This window comes from Tolypothrix tenuis PCC 7101 (genome assembly GCF_963874875.1).
GTDB lineage: Bacteria > Cyanobacteriota > Cyanobacteriia > Cyanobacteriales > Nostocaceae > Aulosira > Aulosira tenue.
Genome location: NZ_CAWNJS010000001.1, coordinates 2,321,271 through 2,336,095, shown reverse-complemented (window position 1 = coordinate 2,336,095; position 14,825 = coordinate 2,321,271). Strand labels below are relative to the sequence as shown.

At 38.8% G+C, this 14,825-nt stretch carries 15 protein-coding genes; 7 read left to right on the top strand and 8 right to left on the bottom strand.

All coding sequences use genetic code 11. The features are described from left to right. Positions 1-156 precede the first annotated feature (156 nt). Positions 157-936, top strand: coding sequence for an ABC transporter permease subunit (locus AACU25_RS09665; protein WP_096583631.1), 780 nt, complete (start codon positions 157-159; stop codon positions 934-936). 151 nt (positions 937-1,087) lie between these two features. Here AACU25_RS09665 and AACU25_RS09660 read toward each other — a convergent pair whose 3' ends face one another. Beyond that, a complete protein-coding gene (locus AACU25_RS09660; RefSeq protein ID WP_096575054.1) occupies positions 1,088-1,591 on the bottom strand; it encodes a pentapeptide repeat-containing protein in 504 nt (167 codons plus the stop codon). A 335-nt stretch (positions 1,592-1,926) separates the two neighbouring features. After that, positions 1,927-2,097: a photosystem II assembly protein Psb34 gene (gene psb34, locus AACU25_RS09655; RefSeq protein ID WP_190446133.1), complete on the bottom strand. Its 171-nt coding sequence runs from the start codon at positions 2,095-2,097 to the stop codon at positions 1,927-1,929. 174 nt (positions 2,098-2,271) lie between these two features. On the opposite strand from psb34, the gene AACU25_RS09650 reads away from it, so the two are divergent. Next, on the top strand, positions 2,272-2,496 hold the full coding sequence (locus AACU25_RS09650; RefSeq protein ID WP_190446135.1) for a hypothetical protein: 225 nt from the start codon (positions 2,272-2,274) through the stop codon (positions 2,494-2,496). A gap of 20 nt (positions 2,497-2,516) precedes the next feature. Then, positions 2,517-3,017 carry a hypothetical protein gene (locus AACU25_RS09645; protein ID WP_096575051.1) on the top strand — a complete coding sequence of 167 codons (501 nt, stop codon included), beginning with the start codon at positions 2,517-2,519 and terminating at the stop codon, positions 3,015-3,017. A 653-nt stretch (positions 3,018-3,670) separates the two neighbouring features. Here AACU25_RS09645 and AACU25_RS09640 read toward each other — a convergent pair. After that, on the bottom strand, positions 3,671-4,123 hold the full coding sequence (locus AACU25_RS09640) for a YidH family protein (protein ID WP_096575049.1): 453 nt from the start codon (positions 4,121-4,123) through the stop codon (positions 3,671-3,673). A gap of 177 nt (positions 4,124-4,300) precedes the next feature. On the opposite strand from AACU25_RS09640, the gene AACU25_RS09635 reads away from it, so the two are divergent. Then, a complete protein-coding gene (locus AACU25_RS09635; RefSeq protein WP_096575048.1) occupies positions 4,301-4,606 on the top strand; it encodes a threonine dehydratase in 306 nt (101 codons plus the stop codon). Positions 4,607-4,841: 235 nt separating this feature from the next. Here AACU25_RS09635 and AACU25_RS09630 read toward each other — a convergent pair whose 3' ends face one another. Beyond that, on the bottom strand, positions 4,842-6,533 hold the full coding sequence (locus AACU25_RS09630; RefSeq protein WP_096575046.1) for a serine/threonine-protein kinase: 1,692 nt from the start codon (positions 6,531-6,533) through the stop codon (positions 4,842-4,844). Between the two features lie 134 nt (positions 6,534-6,667). Next, on the bottom strand, positions 6,668-7,510 hold the full coding sequence (locus AACU25_RS09625) for an alpha/beta fold hydrolase (RefSeq protein ID WP_096583629.1): 843 nt from the start codon (positions 7,508-7,510) through the stop codon (positions 6,668-6,670). 300 nt (positions 7,511-7,810) lie between these two features. Between AACU25_RS09625 and AACU25_RS09620 the strand changes: the two genes are divergently transcribed. After that, positions 7,811-8,005: a type II toxin-antitoxin system HicB family antitoxin gene (locus tag AACU25_RS09620; RefSeq protein ID WP_045870849.1), complete on the top strand. Its 195-nt coding sequence runs from the start codon at positions 7,811-7,813 to the stop codon at positions 8,003-8,005. Between the two features lie 71 nt (positions 8,006-8,076). Here AACU25_RS09620 and AACU25_RS09615 read toward each other — a convergent pair whose 3' ends face one another. Genes AACU25_RS09615 through AACU25_RS09605 form a run of 3 tightly spaced genes read right to left on the bottom strand, consistent with a single transcriptional unit; the run spans position 8,077 to position 10,776 of the window. Continuing rightward, entirely contained in the window at positions 8,077-8,928 is an 852-nt protein-coding gene (locus tag AACU25_RS09615) for a D-alanyl-D-alanine carboxypeptidase family protein (protein ID WP_096575044.1), read from the bottom strand. A gap of 7 nt (positions 8,929-8,935) precedes the next feature. Next, on the bottom strand, positions 8,936-9,625 hold the full coding sequence (locus AACU25_RS09610) for a hypothetical protein (protein ID WP_096575042.1): 690 nt from the start codon (positions 9,623-9,625) through the stop codon (positions 8,936-8,938). After that, entirely contained in the window at positions 9,622-10,776 is a 1,155-nt protein-coding gene (locus tag AACU25_RS09605; RefSeq protein WP_096575040.1) for an AAA family ATPase, read from the bottom strand. The genes AACU25_RS09610 and AACU25_RS09605 overlap by 4 nt, the downstream gene beginning before the upstream one ends. 325 nt (positions 10,777-11,101) lie before the next feature. Here AACU25_RS09605 and mnmG point away from each other — a divergent pair, with 325 nt between their 5' ends. Together mnmG and AACU25_RS09595 are read left to right on the top strand one after the other, a co-directional pair. Next, the gene (gene mnmG, locus AACU25_RS09600) at positions 11,102-13,045 is read left to right on the top strand and encodes a tRNA uridine-5-carboxymethylaminomethyl(34) synthesis enzyme MnmG (protein WP_096575038.1); all 1,944 of its coding nucleotides are present in this window, start codon (positions 11,102-11,104) and stop codon (positions 13,043-13,045) included. A gap of 210 nt (positions 13,046-13,255) precedes the next feature. Then, on the top strand, positions 13,256-14,545 hold the full coding sequence (locus tag AACU25_RS09595; protein ID WP_096575036.1) for a hypothetical protein: 1,290 nt from the start codon (positions 13,256-13,258) through the stop codon (positions 14,543-14,545). Positions 14,546-14,825 lie beyond the last annotated feature (280 nt).

Sequence of the window (14,825 nt, the reverse complement as noted above, 5' to 3'; positions counted from 1 at the left end):
TAAAAAATATACCATCACTTTCTTGGCAGAAGGGCAGGGAGCGGGGGGCAGGGAGAAAAAGAAAAATATTATCTGATTAAATTGGATAATTTATTTTCTAAAAATCCCTAAATTAATTTCAACTATATTTCTAAAATGCAACATTCATTAGATATGCTGAATTTCAGTAGAATTTTTGTGATCGCTAAGAATGTATTTCAGGAAGTAATTCGCGATCGCATTCTTTATATTATCGGTGTGTACATCCTCATACTCGCCGCCGCTATCCGTTTATTACCTGAAGTTGCGGCTAATACCGATGGCAAAATGTTTTTGGACTTTGGTATTGCAGCTATGAGTGTGATTGCCTTAATTGTGGCTGTATTTGTCGGTACTGGACTAGTTAACAAAGAAATAGAAAAGCGTACTGTTTTGATGTTAATTGCCAAACCCATTAGTCGCAGTGAATTTATTACTGGTAAATACTTGGGTTTATCGGCTGTCCTCGCCTTACTAATTGCCATTATGACTGGCATTTATTTGATATTTTTACAATTTGGACATATCCATCATTCCGCAAATAGTATTGTAATTGCCGCAGTTTTTTTATTTTTGCAAACATCTTTAATTGCTGCTGTGGCTATTAGTTTGGGCGTATTTACTAGTTCCCTATTAGCGATAGTTTTAACTTTAGCTGTATATTTATTGGGTAACATCACCCAAGATTTATTGAAATTTGGGAAACTGAGCAATAGCCCAGGTATTCAACAACTTACTCAAGCTTTGTATCTGATATTGCCAGATTTATCGCGTTTAGATTTAAAGAACTACGCTGTTTATGGTTTGCAAGCATTACCAGAACCAAGTGCGCTGATTGCTAATGCTGGCTATGGCTTAATCTACAGCGCCTTGCTCTTAGCGATCGCAATCTTAGTCTTTTCACGCCGCGAATTTTAATCATCGTAGGATGCGTTAGCGACAGCGTAACGCATCCGACATGGTCATAATTATTTAAGCAAAAGTTAGCGATCGCAATCTTGGTCTTCTCACGCCGCGAATTTTAATTATGTAGGATGCGTTATTAACGCATCCTACGTGGTCATAATATTTAAGCAACAAATATGATTTGCGGCTCCTGAATTGTGCCATCAGGCATAATCGCATCCACCAGCCTTGTATGAGTTAAAATACTTCCCCAAAGTTTAGCTTCAATTAAGTTAGCCTCAGTAAGATTTGCCCATGTTAAATCTGCACCAATTAAATTAGCTTCAGTTAAATTAGCTTCTAATAATTTTGCACCACAGAGTTTCGCTCCTGCGAGATTAGCTCGCACTAAGTTTGCTTCAATTAACGATGCTTCAATTAATTTAGCTTCAGTCAAATCCGCCTCACTTAAATCAGCGCCACATAAAGAAGCCTGCATCAGATTGGCCTGACGCAGGTTAGCACCCACAAGAATAGAACCGCACAAATTTGCACCACGCAAATCTGCTCCCACAAAATTAATACCACTCAAATCAACTGCTCTCAGGTCTATTCCGCTCAAGTCACATCCGCTGAAATCTCTACTTTGACTCAAAATGAAGTCCTGTTTGTCAGCATAATTTCTCATGGTATTACCTCAAGGTGTCAATTATGGCAACAATCAATTGTGAAAGTTACTGTATATCGAGCGTACACCCCAAAAGCGAATCAGCAGCGTCGTAAATCAATAATAATTTCAGAAAAATTCATTCATAGGCGAAAAAGTAAGCTTTTCAGGCACTTTTTGGCTAAAAAATTCTGACATAAGTCAGGGAAATTTGATATATAAGTAAAGGTCATGTTTTCAAGTACTGACTTCTTTGAGCTACCTCTGAGCAACAAAAAACCCCGGCGAAACTAACCGAGGTTGATGGGAGAAGTTCAAATGACGATGAGAGATACAGATAGCGAATTGCAAAAATCTTAGCTAACGCTGAAACCTACTAAAGCTAAAGTTGTGACTATTAAAGTAGCGAAAACAGCCTGTATTACATATTTGCGTTGTTCCCAAATTGCAGGGTACTCAGCGTAATACATTTGGGGTTCAGTTGCATAGTTATTGAGAACGCCGTCTTCGTTAATGGTGGTATACATAGTTGTTTTTCTTTGGTTTGTTACTTTATGTAAATAAATTTAACAAAATTGTTACAAAAAGTCAACTAGACTTGACAAATAATTACAGATAGTATTGATAAGCCTGGCTTATGTGATGGAATTAAGATGAAAAGAGGACTTCTATAAATAGTTGAACTCCATGAATGAGGCTTTTTGCTTCGTCAACGAGGCTTTTTGCTCCGCGCACGAGGCTTTTTGCTTCGTCAACGAGGCTTTTTGCTCGGTGAACGAGGCTTTTTACTCCGTGAGCGAGGCTTTTTACTCCGTGAACGAGGCTTTTTACTCCGTGAACGAGGCTTTTTGCTTCGTGAACGAGGCTTTTTACTCCGTGAGCGAGGCTTTTTACTCCGTGAACGAGGCTTTTTGCTTCATTCGTGAGACAGCTATTCCGAAAGCAGATGAAAATAACCAGATTTTTGCCTTTAACTGCGGTGATGCTCACGGCGCTAACTCTCAGCAGTTGCAGTACAGTTAGTAGTAGCGATTATGAAGCCACAGCGCTGACGACTTATACCTGGCGCGTGAAATATATTAATCAGCCATCACCAGAATTTGAAAACTTTGCTACTACATCTTTACTCAATCGCAATGGTATCAAGCCAGAAGGTGCGGTGACTGGCCCTGATGATCGGGGTTTATGGTGGCCTGCGCTTCCACCCCGTCCTACTGTCAGCGAGGTGGAACAGCGTAAAAAACCTCAACAAGAGGTAAGTCAGCCAGAATTATTAAAAACCGTAGAGTATAAGGTGAGCTATAAAGTGGATTCTCAACAGAAGATATTCCCCACAAACTACGATGTTTACCGAGAGGTAGTCAAAGCCTATCCATCGCGCATCCCTTTAGCTTTTACTTTGGGAGTGAACGACGACACAGTAGAGAAAGCAGAACAGGCGGATTGAATGAGCTATTAGGGACTTCCAAATAAAAGAATATCCCAGTATTTATTGTGGGGTGGACATCTTGTCATACGTATCAACTTAACGTGAAACCCTCTTGGTTGCAAGGTTTAGCCCTCACCCCCAGCCCCTCTCCCACCAGGAGAGGGGAGCAAGAGATTTAATTCCCCTTCTCCCTCAGGGAGCTATCCATTAGTCACATCTTTCTTTACAATCTTGAAATGCTTATTTTGTGGGCATCTTGAACACTGAGGTGTCAAACATACTTGACAGATTAACTCTTAGTCTTCTCGCTAAAATTAGGTTTTTATTGAGAATTGATGACGAAGGAATCAGGGTTATAAAAAGCGTGAGTGAATACTCTCGTAAATGTTGAGAAAGATCCGGGTAATGGATAGCTCAGGGAGAAGGGGTTAGGGGATGAGGGCGAGGGTTTTTGTACAACACTCACCGTATATAGCTTTTAGCTTAAGTTGACACCTATGACATCTTGTCCGCCCAGTTTATGTAGCGGGCAAGATGCCCGCCCCACAAGATGGAATGATTTATTTCTTGGAAATACCTTATCCTGAAAATTCATTCTCCGGTGGAAAAGGAAAGATTCGGTTTGATACCCACCCTTGCGTTTCCCAGACTAAGTTTATATTTTTGTCCCCTCATCTCCCTTGTTCCTTACCCAAAGCAGATTGGGGTTGATTAATCACAGGCGATGGGCGAGGTGAAACTGGATTACGCAACAATAGAATAGGAATACTGAGAAGCCCGAAAATCATCACGGCTCCTGTCATTATCCATACTGATAGACGATGAGGTTGATAATTACCTCGTTCAATTTGCCAGAAAACCCGATTGTATTGCCATGCAGCTAAAGCGATCGTGACAATCCCAAAAATTACTAAGACAATCCCTAAATTTTCCGAATTGAATAAGTGATGTACATCAGGTTCTCTGTGGGTGATGGCTACATCCAGCTGATTTAAAAATAAACCAAATCTAGCGATCGCAAATCCAAACCCAATGAGTGCGATCGAAGTACGCAACCAAGCTAAAAAAGTGCGTTCGTTGGCTTGATGCTCTCGTTGACGGTCTATTTTTGGTACTTTATTCATCAGTATTCCATATCAAATGGCGTTCCGTGGTAAAAATATTACCCTGTTGTCTTCTTTATTTTCTTTTAGCCTGGCCGCACAGCAAAACACATCTACTGACAGAGACGTTTAGCTATATCATGCAATCATCATAAAATTAGATCAAAATTTCTTAAATCATCAATTTAGGGGGCTACTATGTCTCGTTTAACACAAATTCTCCAAAACTTGTACCTTCGTGTTGAAGGTTTTCTTTCTGTCATTTGGAATAAATTTGTAAATGTTGTCAAAAGTTTCTTTGGTTTTTTCGCCAAACTCTTGGGATTAACTGAGTCTGGTTACTTTTTAGAATCTGATGCAGCGCAAGGTACAAAGCGGGTTGAACCTCCACAACAAATAGAAACTAAGCAAAATACTCCAGTGGAAACTCCCGCTAACCGTCGCCGTTCTAATGCCAAAATGGATTACTACCTCAACATGGCTCGTGATATGAAAAAGGGTTAATGACTAGTTTTCAGCGAAAAAACCTTGGGGCGATCGCATAACACAAGCTGTAATTAATTCCAATTCAAAAAACCCTTGTAATATATAGCAATCCTACAATGAGTGGTGAAATTACTCTTGAAAATAGGAAGTAGGAAATCAGGAAATATAAATGTAGTTTGTTTTTTCACAAATCTCATAGGAATGCTATATCAATCATCTGTAAGATGCGTTAGCTTTTGGCTAACGCATCTTACTATAAATTATTCGGTATTGTCTTAAACTTTTGGGGCGAACCTAAAGAATAATCTTCTAATTTAAAATCAGCAAAAGGCTTCTTCTCTAATCTATTTCTCAAAGCTTCATCCAGAATTACACCATCGGATTTCTGCTTCACGCCAATAATAATAATACTTCTTTGATATGCAGTTAAGTCTTGATTTGCCTGACAATCACTGCGTTGAAATTGTCCCAAATTTAATAAGCGATAATTTTTGACAGTACCACTAAATAATTTTTTCGCTAAAAGTTGGATTTGTTTAGAACGTTCTAAAGCCCGACTTTGTTCAGTTGCAACATCACCCTCGCAAGAAGCTGTACCTACAGAAATTATCTCTGTAGGGTTTTCCATAATCTTTTGTATACCCTCTTGCTCTAAATTTAACTTTAAAACTTCTAAACTAATAATACTATCGTTATATTTAATTTGAAAATTACTGCCTAGCAGCCACTTATATTCAACTGATAACACTGCAATATTAAATTCGGCTGCTCTCCCTTTGCTATCCCTACCTTCCTCATAAGGAAAATAATCTACCTTCCCTTTTCGTTCCGGTGCTTGTCCATAATTAGGGATAAAATTCAGTTTTAAATTTCCTAGAATTAAAGCTAACACCCACAGCAATCCTAAAGAAGCAATCAATGCAGCAATTAATGACAAAAGATGCGGTTTGGGTTTGGTTAATAAAGTTTTACTAATTGGTGAATATGGCTGTTCAGTTTGAATATTTTGCCCTAAATTGACTGTTGAATTTGCATTTATTTGCTTTTCGATTTCCTCTAAACGCTGTAAAATCTCTTGGGCATTGGCAGGGCGTTTTTCTATCTCAGGTGCCATCAACCAATCAATTAAATTTAACAGTAATGTTGAGATATGATTGGCACGATTGCGCCAGTGCAAAACATTATGCTGAATATCATACATATCTAAGGGATGGTATCCCGTCAATAAAAATACAAAGGTGCGTCCCAAAGCAAAAAAATCTGATTGCGGTACAGCTTCACCATGCAGTTGTTCTGGGGCGCTATAACCAGATGACATAATTGCATTTATCCCAGTTAAAGACTTGGCTAATTCTTTAGCTGTGCCAAAATCAATTAAAAATAAATCTCCGCCATCTTCCTGAGTCTGGTTCTCTGGAGAATTACGAATCATAATATTACATGGCTTAATATCTCGATGCAGGTATTGCTTACCATGTAATACCACTAAAATTTCTAGCAACTGTTTCAACCAAGCTATAGCTTGTGATTGAGATATAGGCACATTATCATGCTGTTTAAGCCATTGCTCTAAATTAATCCCGTTAATTTGTTCCATTACCAGGCAATGCAACAGCAAACCATCTCTGGTTTTATATTGGAAGTATCCATCAACCTTCGGTATACCAGGATGATTTAATTGCCCCAATACAGCTACTTCTTGCTGAAATAATTCTACTATTTTAGGGTCAGCACCAAGATTTGCTTGTAATACCTTAATGATTTTAGGTGTATCTTTTTCGTATGCTTCATAAACCTTACTAAAGCCAGAGTTATCGCATATCAGCCGCATTACCCGATAGCGTTCCAGCAAGTCCAACTGAGAACCACAAGTTTGACAAAAGCGATATTCCTGCGGGCCTGATTGATGAGGTTGAGTACAAGCGGGATTAATACAAAGGCTCATGACGTAGATATAAAAATGTAGGATAAAGGATGAAAAAGAAAAATTCGCAATGACATAACAATTTTCTTCATCCTTTATAGTTAATAATTACAGATAAGTTTTAGCTTTCCCGTTCAATGATCATGAGATTTATTTCATTGCTGCTGTTTTAAGAAAGCTTCCACAGTTCGGTTAAATTCTTCTGGTTTTGTCAAGAATGGCCAATGATTACCAGGAACTTGGCAGAGACTTAAGTTTTTGAGATAGGTTTTGTAGGGTTTAAGTTGCCATTCTTGGCGGTTTACGCCTTTTTGTGGTTGCACAAACAGAGTTGGAATATAAACAGGTTCTGTTAACCCAGCTACACGCATCACATCTTCAAAAATACCATCGCGGGCAGCTATGGTAAATTTGCTACCCCAACTACCATCGGGTTTTTGTTCGACTCCGGCTTGAAAAGCCTGCTGATGTAAGGAAGTCCAGCCTTGATATTGGCTTAACTGCTGCGCTTGCTTTTCAGCTTCCTCATAACTAGCGAAGGGGCCCATACTTTTGAGAAAAGGTAACACACGGTAAAGCAGAGGAAATGTCAACTTGAAGAAGTTGGGCATTTTCCAAATAAAAATCGGATCTACCAGAATCATGCTGCGTAAACGTTCTGGATGCTGTCTCGCCCAAATTGCAGCTAACTTACCTGTCCATGAATGACTAACAACATGGGCACTAGACCATCCTAAACGATCCATGAGTGCTTCTAAATCCGCGATCGCACTCTCAAAAGAGTAATCTAATAGAGATTCCGGCTTGCTGCTTTCGCCATGACCGCGCATATCTGGCGCAACTATATGATAATCTGCTGCCAGATAATCCCCTAAGCTAGACCACACAAGGGCTTGGTCACCTAAGCCGTGTAACAGTAGTAAGGGTAATTCACCTTGGTGCCACTCTAGGTAAGACAGTTGCAAGTCTGGCTTGGTTAAGGTTTGACGTAGAGGCATCATTACATATCTACCCATAGATAGAGCTTCGCGCTTATATGTTATCGCGAAAAGAAAAATGCCTGCACTTTTAGGCAAGAAAACAGGGAATAGGTAAGAAGCACAGAACCTTTCGCCCTGTTAATTAATGGTCTATAGATAATTGTCAATTCAATTTTTTCCGATTAAATTAAGATTTGTGTCAATAAATCCTCAATTTTGGCTATATAACTTTATATTTTCAATTTGTGCAGTATCACATGATCAATTTTTGTTTAATTTAACGAGATAAAATGTCAGGCAAAAGTGGTTATCTTAGATATGCGTTATAAAGTAAAGTTAAATAAAACTCATATAGGATATGCTATTTGGTGTCCTGCTTTACCAGGATGCTGGACTTTGGGAGAAACTGAAGAAGAAGCTTTAGAAAATATCAAACACGCAATTAAAGCCTATCTAGAAACGATGGACGAAGTAAATCAAAATGCAGAATTACGTTATGTAGAAGTGAGATGATTGTAATTGCTGCGTACCTGCTTGATAATATTGACCTTAATTCTTGACGCTTCACTCTTGATTTTTATTACTTAAATCGGCGTAATCCAATAAGTAATTCCCCTCACGACTTGTTTTTTAAATCCAAACACAGGTAATTCAGCTTCAGTTAAACCTAAATAAGTCCAATGGGGAATATCATTTTCTACGGTTTGAAACCAACCATTTTGATTTAAAGCTTGTCTTTGCTTCGGGCTAGAAACGCGTAAATCTATAGCTAATCCCCACAGATGTTGTGATGATCCTGGTGGTGCAACTACTCCCAAGATAGCGGTTTCTTTACCTTGGCGAACTTTATCTAAAGTTCTACTATTAGCATATTTGTTCCAAAATCTTAAATTGGTGGTAAAAGTGCGAGTACAATCACCACCACCATAGCCTGATTTTAGGGGAATATTTTGTAAGGCTCGTGCTTTATTAAAAGCTAATCCGGCTGATTGCTGTAAATAACAATCATTAGTACCATTAACTTTCACCATTTCTAAAGTAGATTGAAATTCCTTAGTTTCTTGCTCATTGGCAAATAGAACTTTTGGCGGTAATTTTGTCTCTGCTTTTTGATTAATAAATGGCGCGCCATATTTACGCAGCAATATATACTCAAAAGTTCCAGGTTGGGGAATTGTCGATAATTTAATAGCAATTGTAGTTAAAAAACGCTGTTGCTCGTTTAGTTGGGGGTCAGGGGTAAAAGGCGTAATGGGAGTTTCTGAGGTTTTGGGGTCTGGTGTAATACATGGTGTGGAAATACTATTTAAGCAACTGTTAAACTGTGCGGTATTAATCACTGTTTGGTGATGCACAATTCCATTACTAGCAACTAAAATAAAAGTCAAAGAGAAAGTAATTATAAATAAAGTTAATTTTCGTAATATTCGTTGCATTAATAGGTTAATTGGATATATTTAATTTAATAGTATTGCAAAACTCTATAAAAGTTTGAAAACTAGGTAGATGCTGCTTTTGCTCCTTAATTCTCTTTAATAATTGCTCTACATAGTATGGTTTTAACACATCTCCTGGGTTTTTCTTAGAGTAATTAATATTTTTTGCTTTAAATAATTCTTTCAAATAAGCTGTATGGAACTGAGCATGAGTATTAAAATCTGGATATTTACCCATTAACTCTGGACAGTTAACAGAGACATCATAATACCGAACAAAATCTAGTAAAGGTCTATCTTGCGGCTGTCTCGAGTAAATGTTTCGGTTTCCAAGAAACCATGTTTCAAAACATCTATTTTGGACTATTATTATAAGCTCAATATTTCCTAGTTTAATTTTCTCAGATGCGAGAAACTCATAAATTTCATTTTGTATCTCACCAACTGTATTTTCATCTACATCTAAACATACTACAAGATAGTTGTAATTTCCCTGTTCTTGAACATCTGCGATCGCATTAGGTAGATGCTCGTAAATTATTGAAGGATAACCTTCTGCACTAAATAAATAGTAATTGTTTTTCTCAACTTCATCGTAATTTTTAACTTGTTTGATTTCAGGTAAAAGATAAGCTAGCCAAGCCGGATATACTTTTCTTTCAGTTCTTTTTCCCTCAACAAGAAAGTAAAGATTCATCCCACTGCAATTCCTTCCTTATATGCATCAAGATTAATCAATTGCATAAATGCCTGATGTCTTGATTTACCTAGATTAAATTCTTTTGCATCTCTAGCTGTTACTACACCACCTCGGCGAGTCACTATTTTCCAGTGTTCTATATTAATTTTATTAATTATATAAGGATGATGGCTAGTAATTATAAATTGTAAATTCTTATTTTCCAATATAAGCTCTGTAACTATATCAATACAATTTACTCCTAAACTATTTTCAAATTCATCAATTAAGATAACTGTTCCTTCTGCAGATAAATACAGTTCGCTTATGTACATGAGTGTTTTGTACATACCTGAAGAAATTTGTATTTGATTAATCCAATTATTTACACCTTTTTCTTTGATTTTTACTATAGGATAGTTTTTAGGATTAAGAGATTTCACTAATTCTTCATCTTGTTCTAGCTTAATATCTTCAACTTGAACAAATATTTCCATAAAATGGTGTTTAATTCTCTCAAAAACTTCAGGAAAATATTCGTAAGTTAATCCTAGTTTTATTTGATTTAATAGATTACTTTTTTGGATATCTTCTAAAGGTAATGATGAATACTTATCCTTTAATACAGAATAGTTGTCGAAAATTTTATTAACAAAAAAGCTCAGAAATATCATACTGTTATTGCTATAGTCATCACTATTGTCTGTAATTTGGCTAAATCCATATTTAATGGGGGCAATATCTTCTTCTTCGCTCAATATAGCTACTACACTTTGAAATGAAGATAGCTTTGGTAAAATTTGATTATGAAATTTTATTTCTTGTGCATTCCTGTGAATAATTGTTTTGCCATTGACTGATAAAAACTCATTAACTATCTTAAATTGATTTTTTTCATTTTGGCTATCTAATATTAAACTAACTAGGCTTCCGGTTTCAAATTCTCCTTGCCAATTATATAAATTTGTATCAACTGTAAAGTCTATATTCCAACTTACTCCATTTAAGGATTTGCCATCAGCAATTTTTTGTAAATTGATAATTGACTCAAGAATTTGAGTTTTACCAACTCCAGAAGCACCTACCAAAAGGTTTAATTCAGAAAACTGTATTGGCTCAAAACGCCACTCTCGCTTACGATCATAATATGTTAATTGATTTATTCTCATAATTGGCACCTATTTGAATAAAAATAGAGCATTCATGTAGCAAGATATCTTTATGTTAATGTTGATTGTTAATATCTTATCAAATAATCAAATATTTTTATATATTCCCTTCAGGCTAAAAGTTAATTCATAAAATTAGTAACATCATATTATTACGGGTGAGATAGTATATTTTTTATTCAAATAAATTGTGGAATATCAATGATATTGCTTTTGAATGCATTATAGATAAATAGATAATATGATTTGGATATCTCCACACATCCATGAAATTACGGTATCAGTTAAAATTGAACATAACTCTCAGTTTGTTGACCTTGTAAGTATGACCATGCACAATTCCATTGAATTTCAAGACGCTTTTGATGTTATTGTCGTCGGTGCAGGTCACGCCGGTTGTGAAGCAGCCCTTGCTACTGCCCGCCTCGGTTGTAGAACTCTGCTGTTGACGCTGAATTTAGATAAAATTGCTTGGCAACCATGTAACCCCGCAGTAGGCGGCCCGGCTAAATCTCAATTAACCCATGAAGTTGATGCTTTGGGTGGGGAAATTGGCAAAATGACCGATCGCACCTATTTGCAGAAGCGGATTCTCAATTCTTCCCGAGGCCCGGCTGTATGGGCTTTACGCGCCCAAACGGATAAGCGAGAATACGCAGCTGTGATGAAAGCAATTGTCGAGAATCAAGAGAATTTAATCATCCGTGAGGGGATGGCTACAGACTTGGTGTTAGGCGCTAATGATGAAGTGATTGGCGTTGAGACTTACTTCGGTGTGGCGTTCCAATGTAAAGCTGTGATATTGACTACTGGTACTTTCTTAGGTGGTCGGATTTGGGTTGGTAACAAATCGATGGCGGCGGGACGTGCTGGGGAATTTGCAGCTGAGGGCTTAACACAAACTTTAAATAGGCTAGGATTTGAAACTGGCAGACTCAAGACTGGTACGCCAGCACGGGTAGACAAGCGATCGGTAGACTACAGCAAAATGACTCTCCAGCCTGGGGATGAAGAGGTGCGCTGGTTTAGCTTTGACCCGGAAGTGTGGGTAGAACGGGAACAAATGCCTTGTTATATTACCCGCACCACACCAGAAACTCATCGCTTAATTCAAGAGAATTTGCACCTATCGCCTGTTTATGGTGGTTGGGTAGAAGCTAAGGGGCCTCGCTATTGTCCCAGTATTGAAGATAAAATAGTGCGCTTTGCTGATAAGGAAAGCCATCAAATATTTATTGAACCCGAAGGTAGAGACATTCCCGAACTATATATTCAAGGGTTTTCTACAGGGTTACCAGAAAATCTGCAAATCCAAATGCTGCGGAGTCTCCCTGGTTTAGAAAAATGTGTGATGCTGCGTCCGGCTTATGCGGTGGAATATGACTATTTACCTGCAACTCAGTGTTATCCCACATTGATGACAAAGAAAATTGCGGGGCTGTTTTGTGCGGGACAGGTTAACGGTACTACAGGTTATGAAGAAGCCGCAGCCCAAGGCTTTGTTGCAGGTGTGAACGCCGCCAGATTTGCACGCGATCGCGAAATGATTGTCTTCCCCCGTGAGCAAAGTTACATAGGTACTTTAGTGGATGACCTATGTACAAAGGATTTACGTGAACCTTACCGTATGCTCACTAGTCGTTCGGAGTACCGTTTAATACTACGCTCTGACAACGCCGACCAGCGATTAACACCCTTGGGCAGAGAAATTGGCTTAATAGATGATCGCCGTTGGGATATGTTTACCCGCAAACAAGCCCAAATCATTGCCGAAAAAGAACGGCTACACGGCACCCGCGTTAAAGAACATGATGAAATTGGCAAAGCGATCGCAGCTGATACCCAACAAGCAATTAAAGGCTCAATCACCCTGGCTGACTTACTCCGCCGTCCGGGATTCCATTACATCAAGCTGGAACAATATGGACTAGGTAACACGGAACTCAACCAAGCTGAGAAAGAAGGCGCAGAAATTGACATTAAATATGCTGGCTACCTAGCGCGACAACAAAATCAGATTGACCAAATTGCCCGTCAAGCACACCGCCAACTGCCTGCTGATTTAGATTATTCAACAATTGATACATTATCTAAAGAAGCGCGGGAAAAGTTAAGTAAAGTAAAACCGCTCACCATCGGTCAAGCCGCACGGATTGGGGGGGTGAACCCAGCAGATATAAATGCTTTATTAATATATCTAGAATTACGCAAAACAAAGAGCCAGTCAGAGTTTCCAGCATTGGTTTCAAAAAAACTTCATGAAGCTTGAGTATAGTAGTAGGGAAGAGATTGGTATGATAGATGACATGAATTAAGAACTGGCATCATCAGCAGTCTCTAGATTGTCAGTTGAATTTAATACCAGCAAGCAATCAGCCTGTCTATATTAGACAGGAGGTTGGATGTTTAACCAAAAATCTCTATCCCCAGGCAGTCAGGGCGGCTTTTCTCCGCCTTCGCAGCTACCATCACAAAGCCTATGTTAAAAGAAGCCAGCACCCGTTTCATTATTCCGGAAGCGTCAGATGAGTTGATCTCCAACGAACCTTGGACGATTGAAGTTTATGCTGATGGCTTGATGGATGAACTATTTGCCGATATTGACAATGTTCTGGATTATAGCGGTAGTTTTCCTACCCAAACTGTGAATGTACAATACGTCCCTGTACAGACAGTAAGAATGCCAGAGATTGTCTTACCAGATGATCCACACCAAAATATCCAGGGAGTGTCTCAAATTAGAGACAACCCAGTGAGAAAGACTGTAATTGAAAATGCTCCTCGCAAAGCAGTTACCCGCAAAATTAAAAAAAGCAGAAAGCCTTTAGCCACCTTGCTGATTGTCGGCACAACAATTGTTGGTGTAGCGATCGCGGGGATTCTGTTTTTGCTCAACTCCAAAGCCTTTACCTTCCCCGTTGTCCCCAACTTAGCTACCAATCTTCAGATTGCGCCTCGTGCTGTACCGCAGAAAGTTGATGTGCAAGCTGAGTTAGTTGACTATATGCTAGGTGCATTATCAGTCATCGATCAGCAAGAGAACAGAAACAATCAAAGCTACGCCACCCCAGGAATTGCTAATCCTAAACCAGCAGCCCTAGCAGTAGCTAACGACGCAAGAAATGTTCTCTTACCACAGCCTTTGACAGCGAATAATACACCACCAGCACCAGTCCGTTCGACAAACGTTGTTGAGCGCATATATATCCCTGTTTATCAAGCGCCTTCCCCAATGCGCTATACACCGCCACTGCTGCCTGGTGTTCCCAAAACCATATCATCAGTAGGTAGTGCATCTCGGCTCAATCCGGTGAAAAAAGCCTTAAATTCGCCTCGCAAACCAGCCAAGCCGGTGAGCGTTAATATGTATGCTGCGGCTGTGCGTCCAGATCTCAAAGCTGTAGGTGTACGAACTGCGCCACTTGTCGTTAAGCAATCATCAAATCTACTACCAACATTACCAGTAGCATCATTCCGCGTTGCACCACCACAATTACCCACAGCTACAGCACCCGCATCTGCTGCATCCCAGCACCAAGTTGTAGCCACAGTTCCAGAAGTTTATGCTCCGACTCAAACCTTAGAAGGAATACTAGAGTTAGGCAACAAATCTGCGGCTTTGTTTAAAATTGACGGTGTCAGCCACCGCGTTGTTGTTGGTGAAAGCATCGGCTCCAGTGGTTGGACACTAGTAGATGTGAATAATGGTGAAGCGATCGTGCGGCGTAATGGCGAAGTACGTTCAATTTATACAGGGCAAAGCTTGTAAAACCTGTAAATCCTGTAAAACATTTATTCTTATCCTCAGACATGAGGTTAATAGTTGACAAAAATCTAGGGCTGAAAAATTGACCGAAACATATGACTTACGATAGGTAGGGCTAATGCCTTACCTACTTAATATTGGGCGTGTATCATCGAACCACAAAGTAACTAGCAAAACTTGTGGTACTTATGCATTAGCCAATAATTTGGTTACTTATATTCACCCATTTATTTTTGCCAGAATATATAAACTCTGACTTATTTGACTAATAATACAGTAAATA

Coding starts and splice junctions, on each gene's coding strand:
- AACU25_RS09605 (WP_096575040.1), bottom strand. CDS start 10,776: ATGAGAATAAATCAATTAACATATTATGATCGTAAGCGAGAGTGGCGT.
- AACU25_RS09615 (WP_096575044.1), bottom strand. CDS start 8,928: ATGCAACGAATATTACGAAAATTAACTTTATTTATAATTACTTTCTCT.
- AACU25_RS09645 (WP_096575051.1), top strand. CDS start 2,517: ATGAAAATAACCAGATTTTTGCCTTTAACTGCGGTGATGCTCACGGCG.
- AACU25_RS09660 (WP_096575054.1), bottom strand. CDS start 1,591: ATGAGAAATTATGCTGACAAACAGGACTTCATTTTGAGTCAAAGTAGA.
- AACU25_RS09620 (WP_045870849.1), top strand. CDS start 7,811: ATGCGTTATAAAGTAAAGTTAAATAAAACTCATATAGGATATGCTATT.
- mnmG (WP_096575038.1), top strand. CDS start 11,102: ATGACCATGCACAATTCCATTGAATTTCAAGACGCTTTTGATGTTATT.
- AACU25_RS09630 (WP_096575046.1), bottom strand. CDS start 6,533: ATGAGCCTTTGTATTAATCCCGCTTGTACTCAACCTCATCAATCAGGC.
- AACU25_RS09595 (WP_096575036.1), top strand. CDS start 13,256: ATGTTAAAAGAAGCCAGCACCCGTTTCATTATTCCGGAAGCGTCAGAT.
- AACU25_RS09625 (WP_096583629.1), bottom strand. CDS start 7,510: ATGCCTCTACGTCAAACCTTAACCAAGCCAGACTTGCAACTGTCTTAC.
- AACU25_RS09635 (WP_096575048.1), top strand. CDS start 4,301: ATGTCTCGTTTAACACAAATTCTCCAAAACTTGTACCTTCGTGTTGAA.
- AACU25_RS09640 (WP_096575049.1), bottom strand. CDS start 4,123: ATGAATAAAGTACCAAAAATAGACCGTCAACGAGAGCATCAAGCCAAC.
- psb34 (WP_190446133.1), bottom strand. CDS start 2,097: ATGTATACCACCATTAACGAAGACGGCGTTCTCAATAACTATGCAACT.
- AACU25_RS09610 (WP_096575042.1), bottom strand. CDS start 9,625: ATGAATCTTTACTTTCTTGTTGAGGGAAAAAGAACTGAAAGAAAAGTA.